This window comes from Alitibacter langaaensis DSM 22999, from assembly GCF_003096995.1.
GTDB classification, from domain to species: domain Bacteria; phylum Pseudomonadota; class Gammaproteobacteria; order Enterobacterales; family Pasteurellaceae; genus Exercitatus; species Exercitatus langaaensis.
Genome location: NZ_QENU01000014.1, coordinates 1 through 15,201 on the forward strand (window position 1 = coordinate 1; position 15,201 = coordinate 15,201).

The 15,201-nt window shown below is 39.8% G+C and carries 16 protein-coding genes and 1 pseudogene; 14 read left to right on the top strand and 3 right to left on the bottom strand.

The window, feature by feature from the left end:
* A pseudogene (locus tag C8D76_RS08085) lies at positions 1–76 on the top strand (IS1595 family transposase); the annotation flags it as partial.
* A 92-nt stretch (positions 77–168) separates the two neighbouring features.
* On the opposite strand, the gene C8D76_RS08090 reads toward C8D76_RS08085, so the two are convergent.
* The gene (locus C8D76_RS08090) at positions 169–888 is read right to left on the bottom strand and encodes an arginine ABC transporter substrate-binding protein (RefSeq protein WP_116632318.1); all 720 of its coding nucleotides are present in this window, start codon (positions 886–888) and stop codon (positions 169–171) included.
* 214 nt (positions 889–1,102) lie between these two features.
* Here C8D76_RS08090 and C8D76_RS08095 point away from each other — a divergent pair, with 214 nt between their 5' ends.
* A complete protein-coding gene (locus tag C8D76_RS08095) occupies positions 1,103–2,356 on the top strand; it encodes a DUF2254 domain-containing protein (RefSeq protein ID WP_165814360.1) in 1,254 nt (417 codons plus the stop codon).
* A 112-nt stretch (positions 2,357–2,468) separates the two neighbouring features.
* On the opposite strand, the gene cmoA is transcribed toward C8D76_RS08095, so the two are convergent.
* The gene (cmoA, locus tag C8D76_RS08100) at positions 2,469–3,194 is read right to left on the bottom strand and encodes a carboxy-S-adenosyl-L-methionine synthase CmoA (protein ID WP_116632281.1); all 726 of its coding nucleotides are present in this window, start codon (positions 3,192–3,194) and stop codon (positions 2,469–2,471) included.
* Between the two features lie 282 nt (positions 3,195–3,476).
* Here cmoA and aspS point away from each other — a divergent pair, with 282 nt between their 5' ends.
* From aspS to ruvB, 7 genes are all read left to right on the top strand, one after another.
* Complete coding sequence (gene aspS, locus C8D76_RS08105; protein ID WP_116632282.1) at positions 3,477–5,249, top strand: aspartate--tRNA ligase; 1,773 nt, start codon at positions 3,477–3,479, stop codon at positions 5,247–5,249.
* Between the two features lie 68 nt (positions 5,250–5,317).
* Complete coding sequence (gene nudB / locus C8D76_RS08110; protein ID WP_116632283.1) at positions 5,318–5,764, top strand: dihydroneopterin triphosphate diphosphatase; 447 nt, start codon at positions 5,318–5,320, stop codon at positions 5,762–5,764.
* A 315-nt stretch (positions 5,765–6,079) separates the two neighbouring features.
* Positions 6,080–6,820 (top strand): YebC/PmpR family DNA-binding transcriptional regulator, encoded by a 741-nt coding sequence (locus C8D76_RS08115; RefSeq protein WP_116632284.1) that lies wholly within the window; start codon positions 6,080–6,082, stop codon positions 6,818–6,820.
* Between the two features lie 81 nt (positions 6,821–6,901).
* On the top strand, positions 6,902–7,441 hold the full coding sequence (locus C8D76_RS08120; RefSeq protein ID WP_116632285.1) for a hypothetical protein: 540 nt from the start codon (positions 6,902–6,904) through the stop codon (positions 7,439–7,441).
* A gap of 59 nt (positions 7,442–7,500) precedes the next feature.
* Positions 7,501–8,073 carry a crossover junction endodeoxyribonuclease RuvC gene (gene ruvC, locus C8D76_RS08125; RefSeq protein WP_116632286.1) on the top strand — a complete coding sequence of 191 codons (573 nt, stop codon included), beginning with the start codon at positions 7,501–7,503 and terminating at the stop codon, positions 8,071–8,073.
* 61 nt (positions 8,074–8,134) lie between these two features.
* Positions 8,135–8,749 carry a Holliday junction branch migration protein RuvA gene (gene ruvA, locus C8D76_RS08130; RefSeq protein ID WP_116632287.1) on the top strand — a complete coding sequence of 205 codons (615 nt, stop codon included), beginning with the start codon at positions 8,135–8,137 and terminating at the stop codon, positions 8,747–8,749.
* Positions 8,750–8,751: 2 nt separating this feature from the next.
* The gene (gene ruvB / locus C8D76_RS08135; protein ID WP_116632288.1) at positions 8,752–9,762 is read left to right on the top strand and encodes a Holliday junction branch migration DNA helicase RuvB; all 1,011 of its coding nucleotides are present in this window, start codon (positions 8,752–8,754) and stop codon (positions 9,760–9,762) included.
* 73 nt (positions 9,763–9,835) lie between these two features.
* Here ruvB and C8D76_RS08140 read toward each other — a convergent pair whose 3' ends face one another.
* Positions 9,836–10,156: a DUF5339 domain-containing protein gene (locus tag C8D76_RS08140; protein WP_116632289.1), complete on the bottom strand. Its 321-nt coding sequence runs from the start codon at positions 10,154–10,156 to the stop codon at positions 9,836–9,838.
* Positions 10,157–10,595: 439 nt separating this feature from the next.
* Between C8D76_RS08140 and C8D76_RS08145 the strand changes: the two genes are divergently transcribed.
* The 5 genes from C8D76_RS08145 (at position 10,596) to tolR (ending at position 15,185) form a co-directional block, all read left to right on the top strand.
* Positions 10,596–12,158: a cytochrome ubiquinol oxidase subunit I gene (locus C8D76_RS08145; RefSeq protein ID WP_116632290.1), complete on the top strand. Its 1,563-nt coding sequence runs from the start codon at positions 10,596–10,598 to the stop codon at positions 12,156–12,158.
* Positions 12,159–12,170: 12 nt separating this feature from the next.
* A complete protein-coding gene (gene cydB / locus C8D76_RS08150; protein WP_116632291.1) occupies positions 12,171–13,307 on the top strand; it encodes a cytochrome d ubiquinol oxidase subunit II in 1,137 nt (378 codons plus the stop codon).
* A gap of 276 nt (positions 13,308–13,583) precedes the next feature.
* A complete protein-coding gene (ybgC, locus tag C8D76_RS08155) occupies positions 13,584–13,988 on the top strand; it encodes a tol-pal system-associated acyl-CoA thioesterase (protein WP_116632292.1) in 405 nt (134 codons plus the stop codon).
* A gap of 14 nt (positions 13,989–14,002) precedes the next feature.
* Positions 14,003–14,689, top strand: a complete 687-nt coding sequence (gene tolQ, locus C8D76_RS08160) for a protein TolQ (RefSeq protein ID WP_116632293.1) — start codon at positions 14,003–14,005, stop codon at positions 14,687–14,689.
* 70 nt (positions 14,690–14,759) lie between these two features.
* Complete coding sequence (gene tolR / locus C8D76_RS08165; RefSeq protein WP_116632294.1) at positions 14,760–15,185, top strand: colicin uptake protein TolR; 426 nt, start codon at positions 14,760–14,762, stop codon at positions 15,183–15,185.
* Positions 15,186–15,201 lie beyond the last annotated feature (16 nt).

Here is a 15,201-nt window from a genome sequence, read left to right on the forward strand (position 1 = left end):
GGAATGTGAATTTCGGTTTAACTTTGGAACACCCAAAATGCAGCTAAAAACATTGCGAAAATGGTGTGAAATTTAGGGCTAATCTACGTCAGCCCTAAAAAATTTAAACAAAAATGACCGCACTTTTGAAGAGAAAATCAAAGTGCGGTCAAATTTTAGATATTTTTATTACTGCACAGCCATCCATTTATCATAGATTTTTTGGTATTCTCCATTCACTTTAATCGCAGCTAGACCTTTGTTTAATTCATCAACAAGTGGTTGGTTTTTCAAATTCGTTGCAATGCCAAGCCCATTACCGAAATAGGTTGGATTATCAATGCGTTCGCCAACAAACTCAAGATCAGGCGTTTTGGTAATCATATCAACGAGTACAGGCACATCGCCAAAAATTGCGTCAATACGTCCATTTTGCACATCTAAAATAGCTTCTTGATAGGATGCATAAGATTTCATTCGGTATTCTGGTTTTTCTTTGCTCACATAATTTTGGTATGTAGTGCCGTTTTGAACACCTATATTTTTTACTTTAGCGAAATCAGTTCCTTTTTTCGCAATAAAAGCAGCTGAACTTGCAAAATAAGGTTCGCTGAATAAAACTTGTTTTTTACGAGCTTCAGTAATGCCCATACCTGAAATTACTGCATCAAATCGTTTTTGTTTTAATCCTTGGATTAATCCATCAAACGGTTGGCTTTGGAATGAGCAATTCGCTTGAATTTCTTTGCAAATCGCATTTGCCACATCTACATCAAAGCCAATGATTTCCCCTTTTTGGTTGGTCATTTCAAAGGGTGGATAGCTCGGCTCCATGGCAAAACGAATATCCAGTGCTTGTGCCCCTAAGGATGCGCCTAACAATAATGCTGCAACTAAGGTTTTTCTCATAAATAATTCTCCTAACGAATTGATTGAATAGGCATAATTTAATTTTTTCGCACCCAAAATGCAAAATAAATTATTTGAGAGTGCCTTAGATAACGACTAAAAATGTTATTTAGATTAAGATACTAAATACACAATTTGGGCTGTAATAAATAGTAAACATTTGTTATTCTCAAATAAATTCGCAAAGGATGATATTCAAATAAGGGACATGGTGATGTGGAATATTAAAGATAAAGTTTTTTCCTTGGTATTATGGTTGAAAAAACCGTCAAATGGATTGTGGCTAACGCCAGTATTTGGGGCATTTTTTGCTGTTTTTCTCGCCTTGGTTTCAACATTAATCGAAAATAGAGATTTACCATTAGGCGCCTTACCAAATATTAGTGAAACGCTAGTGAACGATATTTTAAGTATTGTGGCTTCCAGTATGCTAGCGGTGAGCACTTTTTCGCTTTCGATTATGGTTTCGGCTTTTGCTTCCGCATCGAATAGTGCAACGCCTCGTTCGACGGAATTAGTGATGGGGGATAACACCACTCGCGTGGCGATTTCGAGTTTTATTTCTGCCTTTGTTTATGCTTTAGTGGCCAAGGTTACGCTTGGCATGGGCTACTATAACGAAGCTGGGCGTTTTGTGCTTTTTGTAGGTACAATTGGGGTGCTGATTTATCTCATTTATACGCTGATTAATTGGGTTCGTGCGTTATCACAATTAGGGCGATTAGATAATACCTTAGAAAAGATTGAACTAGCATCATACCAAGCCTTGGTAGATTATTGGGAAAATCCGAATATGGGCGCCAAGGGGATTACAGATATCACACTTCAAAAACCTATTTACGCCATAAAAACGGGGTATCTCAGCCATATCAATTTGCAAGGATTACAAAATTTTGCTGAACAAAATGATTGCCAAATAGAGATTGCGATACGCCCGGGAAAGTTTGTGCACACAAATATGCCAATTGCTTATACGGATTGTGTAGATGAAGAGAAATTAGCACAAATTGCTGAAGGTTTTGTGTTTGAGCGTAATCGAAGCTATGCGCAAGATCCAAAATTTGGCTTAATTGTATTAAGTGAGGTGGCGCAAAGAGCCTTATCTCCAGCAGTAAATGATCCTGGCACGGCAATTAAAGTGATGACTATTTTGATGCGATTACTGCTTGAAACACAGCGAGAAAAGCAAGAGATCACATACTCGAATTTGGCAATGTTAAATTTAAATGAAGGGGATTTTATCACGCAGCCTTTCTCCCCAATTAGTCGAGATGGCGAAAGTATGGTGGAGATCCATATCCGAATGCAAAAAACATTACACGCACTATGGCAAAATGCCTCTGCAGATACCTTACGCCAGAGTGCGAAAGCGCAGGCTGAAATGGATTTAGCTTATGCTCAAAATGGCTTACTTCTTGAACAAGAAAAACAGCGGGTTCAAGAAATTCATCAACGCCTATTTGGCTAAAAACGCATCTTTGCCGCTACGATTGCTTATTTATAAAACAGTTTGTGTTTAGGCATATTGATGACAAGGTGCTACTGCTTTGTGCTAGAACGGGGCTTGTTATCTAACCCCCTTATTTTACCGCGATCATTGAGCCAAAATTAAAGCATTGGAACCATAGTTCCGTGTGAGAAAATCCGACATTTTTTAACCGCACTTTGTGGGTGTTAATGCTGTCGATGCGCATAACGTTTTCAATGGCGGCGCGTTTTTGGCTGACTTCTAATTCGCTATAACCATTGGCGCGTTTAAACTGATGGTGTAAATCAATGAGTAAATTATCGACAGTTTCATCTTCAAAACGAAATTTTTCGGATAGCACCAGCACGCCATTGGGATTTAATCCTTTATAAATTTTCTCAAGCAACGCCGTGCGATCAGCGGGTGGGAGAAATTGCAAGGTGAAATTCAAAATCACCATTGATGCATTTTCAATGGGAATATTGCGAATATCTTCTAGCAAAATTTCGACAGGAATTTCGCTGTGATATGCTTGGACATGCTGACGACAACGTTCGACCATAGGTTGCGAATTATCTACGCCAATAATTTTGACATTTGGTTGTTTGATATTGCGGCGGGCAGAAAGGGTTGCCGCACCGCGTGAACAACCAAGATCATAGACGTTTGAATTAGCGGTGACAAAACGTTCAGCCAACATACCAATGGCGGTAATAATGTTGGAATAACCAGGCACAGAACGTTGAATCATATCTGGAAATACTTCGGCAACATTTTCATCAAAAGTGAAATCGCCTAGTTTTTCAATGGGCGCCGCAAAAATAGTATCTTTACTCATAATTTATTCGTTATTTATTTGTTATCAACAAAAAAGTGCGGTTATTTTAGAAGAAGTTTTGGGATCTCTCAAATAAATCTTGTTTAACAGGGCAGCCATTCTCTCAGCCTTTCTATTCGCAAAATGCGAATGCCGCCAATTTGTGAGAAAAGGTAAATTATTCTGAATAAATTGAAAATTCCACTTTCTTATCTGAATAACAGTTCAATCAACCGTAAATTTCCGCTATAATTCAGCGGTTATTTAATATCAACTTTGCAAGTTATTTAAGGAATAGAAGATATGATGCGTTCTCATTATTGCGGTGCACTAAACCGTAGCAACATCGGACAAGAAGTCACACTAAGTGGCTGGGTTCACCGCCGCCGTGATTTAGGTGGTTTGATTTTTATTGATATGCGCGATCGTGAAGGGATTGTGCAAGTTTGCTTTGATCCTAAATATCAAGACGCTTTAACACAAGCGGCGAATCTGCGTAATGAATTTTGTATTCAAATCAAAGGGGAAGTGATTGCTCGCCCTGAAAATCAAATTAATAAAAATATGGCGACTGGCGAAGTAGAAGTGGTTGCCAAAGCCTTGTTCGTTTACAACGCATCAGATGTTTTGCCACTTGATTTCAACCAAAATAATACAGAAGAACAGCGTTTAAAATACCGTTATTTAGATTTACGCCGTCCTGAAATGGCGCAACGTTTAAAAACGCGTGCGAAAATTACCAGTTTTGTGCGCCGTTTTATGGATGACAACGGGTTCTTAGATATTGAAACCCCAATGCTGACCAAAGCAACCCCAGAAGGTGCGCGCGATTATCTCGTGCCTAGCCGTGTTCACAAAGGCAAGTTTTATGCGTTACCACAATCTCCACAGCTGTTCAAACAGTTGTTAATGATGTCTGGCTTTGATCGTTATTATCAAATTGTGAAATGTTTCCGTGATGAAGATTTACGCGCGGATCGTCAACCTGAGTTTACTCAAATTGATGTGGAAACTTCTTTCTTAACCGCCCCTGAAGTGCGCGAAATTATGGAACGTATGATTCGTGGTTTGTGGTTAGATCAACTCAGCGTAGATTTGGGGCAATTCCCAACAATGACTTGGCAAGAAGCTATGACTCGCTTTGGTTCTGATAAGCCAGATTTGCGTAACCCGCTTGAAATGGTGGATGTGGCTGACATTGTAAAAGACGTGGATTTCAAAGTGTTTGCAGAGCCTGCGAACGATCCTAATGGCCGTGTAACTGTGATTCGCGTGCCAAACGGCGCAAGCATCACGCGTAAACAAATTGATGAATATACGCAATTTGTCGGCATTTATGGTGCGAAAGGGTTAGCTTGGTTAAAAATTAACGATATTCATGCAGGTCTTGAAGGCGTACAAAGCCCAATCGCAAAATTCTTAACTGAAGAAAAAATTAAAGCGATTTTTGACCGCACTTCAGCGCAAACTGGCGATATTTTATTCTTTGGTGCCGATAAATGGCAAACTGCGACTGATGCAATGGGCGCACTGCGCTTGAAATTAGGGCGTGATTTAGGCTTAACGCGTTTAGACGAGTGGGCGCCACTTTGGGTGATCGATTTCCCAATGTTTGAGCGTGATGAAGAAGGTAATTTAGCCGCAATGCACCATCCATTTACTTCGCCAAGAGATTTTAGCCCAGAGCAGTTAGAAGCGGATCCAACAGCTGCGGTGGCAAATGCTTACGATATGGTAATCAACGGTTATGAAGTTGGTGGTGGTTCAGTACGTATTTTCGATCCGAAAATGCAGCAAACTGTGTTCCGTATTTTAGGTATTGATGAACAACAGCAACGTGAAAAATTTGGCTTCTTATTAGACGCATTAAAATTCGGCACCCCACCACATGCGGGGCTTGCTTTCGGTTTAGATCGCTTAACAATGTTGTTAACAGGCACTGACAATATTCGAGATGTAATTGCCTTCCCGAAAACAACGGCAGCAGCCTGCTTAACGACAGAAGCGCCAAGCCATGCCAATGAGCAAGCATTGGCGGAATTAGCCATTTCTGTGGTGAAAACCGAGAAAGAATAATGATGAGATCTGCGCTATTGGTGAAATACCTTCTTGTGAGCCAAAGCTGATAGCGCGAATTTATTATAATGCAGTATAAAAATCCTCACTCTGTTCTTGTGGTGATTTATGCCTTGGATACCAAGCGAGTATTGATGTTACAACGCCAAGATGATCAAGATTTTTGGCAATCGGTAACTGGCTCTTTGGAACAGCAAGAAACGCCATTTTTGACCGCACTTCGAGAAGTGCGAGAAGAAACAGGCTGGGATATTGAAGCGGAAAATTTCACATTAATGGATTGTCATCATTCTGTTGAATTTGAAATTTTCCCGCATTTTCGGTATAAATACGCGCCGAACGTGACTCACAGCAAAGAGCATTGGTTCTTACTCGGTTTGCCGAATGAACGCATTCCCCTATTAACGGAGCATTTGGCATATCAATGGCTAGAACCCGAACGAGCGGCGGAGTTAACCAAATCGCCTAATAACGCACAGGCGATTCGGACATATTTAATCGAGAAAAATGCATAAGCTGTTTAGTGCGCTAAGTCGTTTATCTTATGCAGCGTTTAGTCCTTTAGGGCTGAAAATAAATTTTAACTAAGTGCGGTCAAAAATTTCATTATTTTTAACCGCACTTTAATATGTAGCAATGGGTTCTCTTTTTGCTAGCTGAAAATCCTTTAATTTGCAGAGAAAATTATATTGTCTGGGCAATGTGAGCGGATAAATTTTCTGCTGAGCTTGTTAAATGATTTTAGGAAATGAGCAAAGTAGAGTGCCTTTCTTTCGTTGTTTTCTTTGATAAATCAAAGAAAATAATAGTCACAAAAAAGGAAATTAACAATGGCAGGCCATAGTAAGTGGGCAAATATTAAACACCGCAAAGCAGCACAAGATGCGCAACGCGGTAAAATTTTTACTAAATTAATTCGTGAATTGGTGACAGCAGCCAAAATTGGTGGTGGAGATGCCGCTTCAAATCCACGTTTGCGTACCGCTGTGGATAAAGCACTCGCAAGCAATATGACGCGCGATACCATCAACCGAGCGATTGAGCGTGGTGTCGGTGGTGGCGATGACACCAATATGGAAACCCGAATCTATGAAGGCTATGGCCCAGGTGGTACAGCTGTGATGGTGGAATGTTTAAGTGACAACGCAAACCGTACCATTTCCCAAGTGCGTCCAAGTTTTACTAAATGTGGTGGCAACTTAGGAACTGAAGGTTCAGTGGGCTATTTATTCAGTAAAAAAGGATTAATTCTAATTGCTGAAGCCGATGAAGATGCATTAACAGAAGCGGCGATCGAAGCGGGTGCAGATGATATTCAACCACAAGATGATGGTTCATTTGAAATCTATACCGCATGGGAAGAGCTAGGTGCCGTGCGTGATGGACTTGAAGCTGCTGGTTTTAAAATTGACGAAGCTGAAGTGACCATGATTCCATCAACAACGGTTGAACTTGATGCAGAAACTGCGCCTAAATTACTCGACTTAATTAACCGTCTTGAAGATTGTGATGATGTACAAAACGTCTATCATAATGGTGAAATGAGTGATGAAGTAGCTGCATTATTGTAGAATTTTGCAATCTCTCTTTTTTGTGGTAAGGTAAAAATGCTTTTATAGCAATAAGTTTTATTCCCTAAAAAGGAGATTTATATGAAATTAGTGAAATTTGTTCCTGCATTAGTTGCCACATTAGTTTTGGCTGCCTGTTCATCAACTTCCGCTGAAGAAGCGGCTGCGGCAGCAAAAGCGAAAGAAGCACAAGCGCTTGAGCAAGCGGCAGCGCGTGCTAATGATCAAGCTGCAAATATGGCAAAAAGCATTGATGGTAAAGCAGCTGTCACTGTGGAAAAACTAGCGACAGAGAGCAAATCAGCTAGTTATCGTTGCATGAACGGTAAAACCTTAGTTGCCACTTATGCATTTGAAAATAATGTAGCGCGTGCAGTCAATGTACGTTTAGGCAAAGGTAAAAATGCGCTGGTTGCCAGCTTGATTCGTGATGATAACGATAAAGATTTCACCGCATTCCAATCGGATAAATATACTTGGAAGGTCGATGTTGGCTTAACACCAAAAAATATTGCAACTATTAATGGTGGTAATTTCTCCGCTAAAGGTGCAAATTCAGATGAAATCTTAGCAAAATTATGTAGTGTAAATAGCTCTGCAACAAATCGTTTAAATAAATAATCATTCATAAATGAAAGTCAGGCAGATGTCATAACATCTGCCTATTTTTTGGGAAAATTATGACCATTATTTTAGGAATTGACCCAGGCTCAAGAGTAACAGGTTATGGCGTTATTCGCCAGAGTGGTCGCTCGTTAGAATATCTTGGCAGCGGTGCAATTCGCACATTAGCGGATGATATGCCAACGCGCTTAAAGCGGATTTATGCAGGAGTAACCGAGATTATTACTCAGTTTCAACCTGATATGTTCGCAATTGAAGAAGTGTTTTTAGCGAAAAACCCTAATTCCGCATTAAAATTGGGGCAAGCACGAGGCACGGCAATTGTGGCTGCGGTCAATCACGAATTACCTGTGTTTGAATATGCAGCACGTTTGGTAAAGCAAACTGTCACTGGAATTGGCTCGGCAGACAAACTGCAGGTGCAGGATATGGTCACGCGTATTTTGAAATTATCCGACAAGCCCCAAGCCGATGCAGCAGATGCACTGGCGATTGCAATCACACATGCGCATAGTATGCAGCATAGCTTACAAGTTTCGCGCACCGCTAAACCGACAGAAACGCAAGAAAAATTGACCGCACTTTTGCGTACTCGTTACAGCAGAGGACGTTTTCGATTAAAGGTTTAGCTGTTGTTTTATTCAGTTTTTTCCGCTATGATAGCGGAAATTTTTTTATTAGGATCACAGCATGATCGGTCATTTACGCGGAAAACTTATCGAAAAACAACCCCCAGAAATTTTGCTTGATGTGCAAGGTGTAGGCTACGAATTGTTGCTGCCGATGACGAGTTTTTATAATTTGCCCGAAGCAGGGCAAGAATGTGCTTTATACACCCATTTAGTTGTGCGAGAAGATGCCCATTTGCTTTTTGGATTCTCGACAAAAACTGACCGCACTTTATTCCGCGAGTTGATCAAAACCAATGGCGTTGGGCCGAAATTAGCGTTGGCGATTTTATCTGCCATGTCGGTACACGAATTCGCTTATGCCATTGAACGTGAAGAATTATCTAAACTTGTCAAAATCCCTGGTGTGGGCAAGAAAACGGCAGAACGTCTATTAGTGGAATTAAAAGGCAAATTTAAAGGCGTGCAGCAACCCGATTTCTTTGTGGAAAGCCAATCTATTCGCGCACCGAATATTGAGCCAATTGCACTTGAAGCACCGAGTGATGAAGCCGTTGCCGCCTTGCTAGCATTAGGTTACAAAGCCACCGATGCAGAAAAAATGATTAAGAAAGTAGCAAAAGCAGGCTTAACCAGTGAACAGCTTATTAGAGAAGCGTTAAAAGCGGCGTTATAACTATGATTGAAGCAGATCGATTAATTAGCGGCGTGGCTCGCCTTGATGACGAAGCGGTTGACCGCGCAATTCGCCCTAAATTACTGGCTGATTATGTGGGGCAGCCTCAAGTGCGGTCGCAAATGGAAATATTTATTCAGGCGGCGAAACTGCGCCAAGATGCTTTGGATCATTTGCTTGTGTTTGGTCCGCCAGGGCTAGGAAAAACAACATTGGCGAATATTGTGGCGAACGAATTAGGGGTGAATATTCGTACGACTTCAGGCCCTGTGTTGGAAAAAGCAGGGGATTTGGCCGCAATGCTCACCAATCTTGAGCCCCATGATGTGCTATTTATTGATGAAATTCATCGACTTTCGCCGACCATCGAAGAAGTCTTATATCCTGCGATGGAAGATTATCAGCTCGATATTATGATTGGTGAAGGGCCAGCCGCGCGTTCCATTAAATTAGATTTACCGCCTTTTACTTTGATTGGTGCCACGACTAGAGCGGGCTCGTTGACATCGCCACTGCGTGATCGTTTTGGTATTGTTCAGCGTTTAGAATTTTATTCTGTGGATGATCTCACATCCATTGTAGCCCGAAGTGCCGCCTGTCTAAATTTAGACATTTCTGATGAAGCCGCCCATGAAGTTGCTCGCCGTTCCCGAGGAACCCCGCGTATTGCGAATCGTCTGCTACGGCGTGTGCGAGATTACGCTGACGTGAAAAATGGTGGGCTGATTTCTGAGCAAATCGCAAAAGAAGCGCTGGCTATGCTAGATATTGACCAAGCGGGTTTTGATTATTTAGATCGCAAATTATTAAGCTCTATCATCGAACGTTTTGATGGTGGTCCTGTTGGGTTAGATAATTTAGCCGCTGCGATAGGGGAAGAACGCGAGACTATCGAAGATGTATTAGAGCCTTATTTAATTCAGCAAGGTTTTCTACAACGTACCCCTCGGGGACGTGTTGCGACTTCGCATACTTATCGACATTTTGGTTTGCAGAAATTAACCAATTCATAAATATCAAATTTATAGTTCAACGAATAGAAAAGGGTGCTTGAAAGCACCCTTTATTTTTTCTGTTATGCAAAAATTAGTTTGTTTCTTCTTGGTCTTTTTGTAAACCATAAAGTTTGGCTAAACCATGGTCACAACTCTTGATTTGCGTTGCAACTTCCATTTCTAAAATTTGTTTTTTACTTTGATTTAGCTTATTTTGAATTTTATTAAGTTGTGTATGCGTACCCGGCTGGTTTTTCGCTTCGGTTACTAATTGCTCAGCCGCACTAAATAAACGTTGGCATTGTTGCGGTAATTTTTCATTTGCAGTTTTATCTGCCGCACAAACATTGATACTGACTAACGTTAAACCGGCACAAAGTGCGGTTAATATTTTCTTTATTTTTAACATCATTACATCCCTGCTACTAATTATATAAAACCTTTAAAATTGCCAATGCGCAATAAATTACAAAAAACTTTCGCGAAAATAGCAGAATTGTCAATTGTTGTCTAGCTTTTTGCTGAGAATGCATAGATATTTTGTTGTAAATTGGCGCAAAAAACGTATAATTTGCGCCAGATCAATTTTCGTCAATTTTGTCTATTTCTTTGATTTTGATTTAATTTCTAGAAATGTGATCTTGGTAACATTTTTTACTATTTTTTATCCCTACAAATAGTAGTAGAATGCGTACCGATATTGAGTTATTTTTGATAGCAATCGTTTTTTAAGCGGTTTTTGTGAAGATAATTCGTTGGTGTCACACAATTTGTTTTAGCCAACAATGTTGTGTGAATGGGGTGGTTACAATAGTAATCAATGGCTTGTAGCATTTACAAGGAGTTACGAGATGTTAGACGTAGTAGAACTCTCTCGTCTGCAGTTTGCATTAACTGCGTTATATCACTTTTTGTTTGTGCCGTTGACGCTTGGTCTTTCATTTATCTTAGTGATTATGGAAACCACTTATGTTGTTACGGGCAAACAAGTTTATAAAGATATGACTAAATTCTGGGGTAAGTTATTTGGTATTAACTTTGCCCTAGGTGTGACCACTGGGATTACAATGGAATTCCAATTTGGTACTAACTGGTCATATTATTCTCACTATGTAGGCGATATTTTTGGTGCGCCATTGGCGATTGAAGCATTGCTTGCATTCTTTTTAGAATCAACATTTGTTGGTTTATTCTTCTTCGGTTGGGATCGTTTATCAAAAGGTAAACATTTACTTGCTACCTACTGTGTGGCATTTGGTTCTAACTTATCAGCGATGTGGATTTTAGTGGCGAATGGCTGGATGCAACATCCTGTGGCCTCAGAATTTAACTTTGAAACCATGCGAATGGAAATGACAAGTTTTATGGATTTATGGATGAACCATGCGGCTCAAAGTAAATTCTTACATACGCTGTCAGGCGGTTATGTATCTGGTGCAATGTTTGTATTGGCGATCAGCGCATACTATATCTTAAAAGGTCGTGATCTTGAATTTGCTAAACGTTCATTCTCTATCGCTGCAACATTTGGTTTTATTGCCTCTATTGCGGTAATGATTATGGGTGATGAATCTGGTTATGATGTGGCTAAAACACAACCGGTGAAATTAGCTGCAATGGAAGCGGATTGGCATACACAACCTGCGCCAGCTTCATGGAATGCAATCGCGATTCCTAACCAAGCTGAACGTAAAAATGATTTTGAAATTTCTGTACCGATGCTAGGTGGTATTATTGCTACCCGTTCTTTAGATACACAATATATGGGCTTAACTGACCTTGAAGCACGCAATGAAGAACGTGTGCGTAATGGTATGGTTGCTTATGGATTGTTAGAAGAATTGCGCGCACAGAAAAAAGCGGGTCAAATTGATGAAGCAACCAAAGCTGAATTCCTAAATGTACGTCAAGATTTAGGCTACGGTCTATTATTAAAACGTTATACGGATAAAGTTATTGATGCGACAGATGCTCAAGTGAAAGCAGCAGCTGCAGATAGTATTCCGAATGTTGCACCTGTATTTTGGTCATTCCGTGTAATGGCAGCTGTGGGCGGCTTAGTCTTAATGTTAATGTTTGGTGCGTTTGTGCAAAACCTACGTGGCAAAACAGAAAACAGCAAATTATTACTCAAAGCATTATTATGGGGCTTACCATTGCCTTGGATTGCGATTGAGTGCGGTTGGTTCTTGGCTGAATATGGTCGTCAACCGTGGGCGATTACAGATATATTACCTGTGGGCGTAGCTAACTCATCATTAAGTGTGGGTGATCTTTGGTTCTCTATCGGTTTAATCTGTGGTCTTTACACATTATTCATTGTGGTAGAAATGTATTTAATGTATAAATTTGGTCGTCTTGGACCAAGTTCATTAAAAACAGGTCGTTACTACTTCGAGCAATCAACTAAATAGTAGGAGTTTATTATGTTGGATTATGAATTTTTACGCTTTATTTGGTGGGTGCTTGTTTGCGTACTTCTTATCGGTTTTGTGATTACAGACGGCTTTGATATGGGGGTAGCTAACCTGCTTCCATTTATGGCGAAAAAAGAAGTTGAAAAACGCATTTTGATTAATTCTGTTGCTCCCCATTGGGATGGTAACCAAGTTTGGTTATTAACTGCGGGTGGTGCAATGTTTGCAGCGTGGCCAATCGTGTATGCTACGTCATTCTCTGGTTTCTATATTGCGATGATTTTAGTACTTGCGGCATTATTTTTCCGTCCGCTCGCTTTTGATTATCGTTCAAAATTAGACGACAACAGATGGCGTAAAACATGGGACTTGGGCTTGTTTATCAGTGGCTTCGTACCAAGTTTAGTATTTGGTGTTGCATTTGGTAACTTATTACAAGGTGTTCCATTTGAGTTCAATGACTTGATGCAAGTGAAATACACAGGTTCATTCTTTGAATTACTCAATCCATTTGCATTGCTTTGTGGCTTAATTAGTTTTGCTATGCTGACTACACACGGTGCAGCTTGGTTGCAAATGAAAACGACTGCTGAATTACGTAATCGAGCTCGTACAGTGACACAAGTTGGTGCATTGGTTACCTTAGTTCTGTTTGTATTAGCAGGCGTTTGGTTGCTTTTCAAAGAAGGCTATATTGTAACCAGTGAAATTGATCATTTCGCACCATCTTCACCATTAGGCAAAACGGTGGAAACTGCAGTCGGTGCGTGGTTTAACAATTATAATGAAATGCCAGTGTTATACATTATCCCAGCATTAGTTATCGTTGGTGCGTTACTCAATATTATGGCATCAAAAGCAAATCGATCTGGTTTTGCTTTCTTCTTCTCATCATTAACGATGATTGGTGTCATTTTATCTTGTGCAGTATCCATGTTCCCATTTGTGATGCCATCAATTTCTCATCCTGAAATGAGTTTATTGATGTGGGATTCTACATCAAGTGAATTAACCTTAACCTTAATGTTAGGTTTCGCACTTGTATTTGTAGTGATTTCATTGCTTTACACAATTTGGGCATACGCAAAAATGTTTGGTCGCTTGGACGCAGAGTTCATCGAAGAAAACAAAAACTCATTATACTAATGTGAGGATAAATTTATGTATTATGCAATTTGGGTAGTGGGCGTGTTAGCTGCAATTTGGGCAAGCGTTGCCATTACTAAGAAAATTGAAGATAAAGGTGGATTTGATTCAAAATAGTCAAAAATCTGACCGCGCTAAGGGGCTGAAAAGCCCCTTATTTATTAAGAAAATCTTGAAATTTTATAAATTATTTTGAATTCGAGCTATTGCGTATAATATAGACTAGCTCTAAAATAGGCAGGTTTTTTATCCGTAAGTAAAAGAGCAATGTAAGCTATGGCAACTCAGGAATTTGTTTTTCCCATTCGTGTATATTATGAAGATACGGATGCTGGCGGTGTTGTTTATCATGCACGTTATTTGCACTTTTATGAACGAGCAAGAACAGAATTTTTACGCACCTTAAACTTCTCGCAGCAGACATTGTTAAATGAATGTCAATTGGCTTTTGTAGTGAAATCGATGAATATTGACTATAAAATTCCAGCTAAACTTGATGACCTATTAGACGTGGTCACGGAAATAACAGAAGTAAAAGGGGCGACAATTTTATTTACACAGTTCTTAAAACGAGCTGAAACTGTGTTAAGTACAGCGACGGTAAAGGTTGCCTGCGTTGATCTTAACAAAATGAAACCTGTGGCGCTTCCAAAGGAAATTAAAGCCGCATTTTTAAATTAGTTCTCGGAGTTATCATGACCGCTGAATTGAACTTTTTAGATTTATTTCTAAAGGCGAGTATCGTCGTTCAAATTGTTATCCTTATTCTTATTTCGTTCTCGATCATTTCGTGGGCAATCATTATTCAACGCAGCCGCATTCTGACTAGCGCATTGAAAGAATCAAGAACTTTTGAAGATCGTTTTTGGTCTGGCGAAGATTTAAATAAATTATATGAAGGTTTGTCTAATCGCCGAGATGCCGTATTAACTGGCAGCGAACAAATTTTCTTTTCTGGTTTCAAAGAATTTACACGTTTGAAACAAGTAAATGCGGATGCGCCTGAAGCCATTATTAAAGGTAGTACGCGTGCGATGAATTTAGCAATGAACCGTGAAGTGGAAGATTTAGAAAGTCGTATTCCTTTCCTTGCAACTGTTGCTTCAGTGAGCCCATATATTGGTTTATTCGGAACGGTATGGGGGATTATGCACGCATTTATGGCATTGAGTGGTGCAAAACAAGCAACATTACAAATGGTTGCCCCAGGTATTGCCGAGGCTTTAATTGCCACAGCGATTGGTTTATTTGCAGCGATTCCAGCGGTAATGGCGTATAACCGTTTAAATTTACGTGTGAATAAATTAGAACAAAATTATGGTAACTTCATTGATGAATTTACCGCTATTTTGCAACGCCAAGTTTTTGCAAAAAATAATTAAATTTCTGACCGCACTTTGGATTAAGAATGAAAAGTGCGGTTCATTTTAAACGTGTTTTACGAGGTTTAATATGGCGTATCGCCGTAATAAAAACAGAAACATCAAATCGGAGATTAACATCGTTCCATTTTTGGATGTGTTACTTGTGCTTGTACTGATTTTTATGGCAACAGCTCCGATTATTAGCCAAAGTGTGCAGGTTGATTTACCTGATGCAGTGGAAAGCCAAAATGTCTCTAATGAAGACAAAGTGCCCGTGATTTTAGAGGTTTCAGGCGTAGGGCAATATGCTATTTCTATCGAAGGTGAACGAACAGAAGGTTTAACCGAAGAAATGGTAACCCAAATGACCAAGGCTGAATTTGACAAAGATCCGAATACATTATTTTTAATCGGTGGGGCAAGTGATGTACCCTATGAAGAAGTGATTAAAGCTTTGAATTTACTTCATTTGGCTGGTATTAAATCTGTCGGATTGATGACAGATCCGATTTAATTTTAGATCCTAGTAA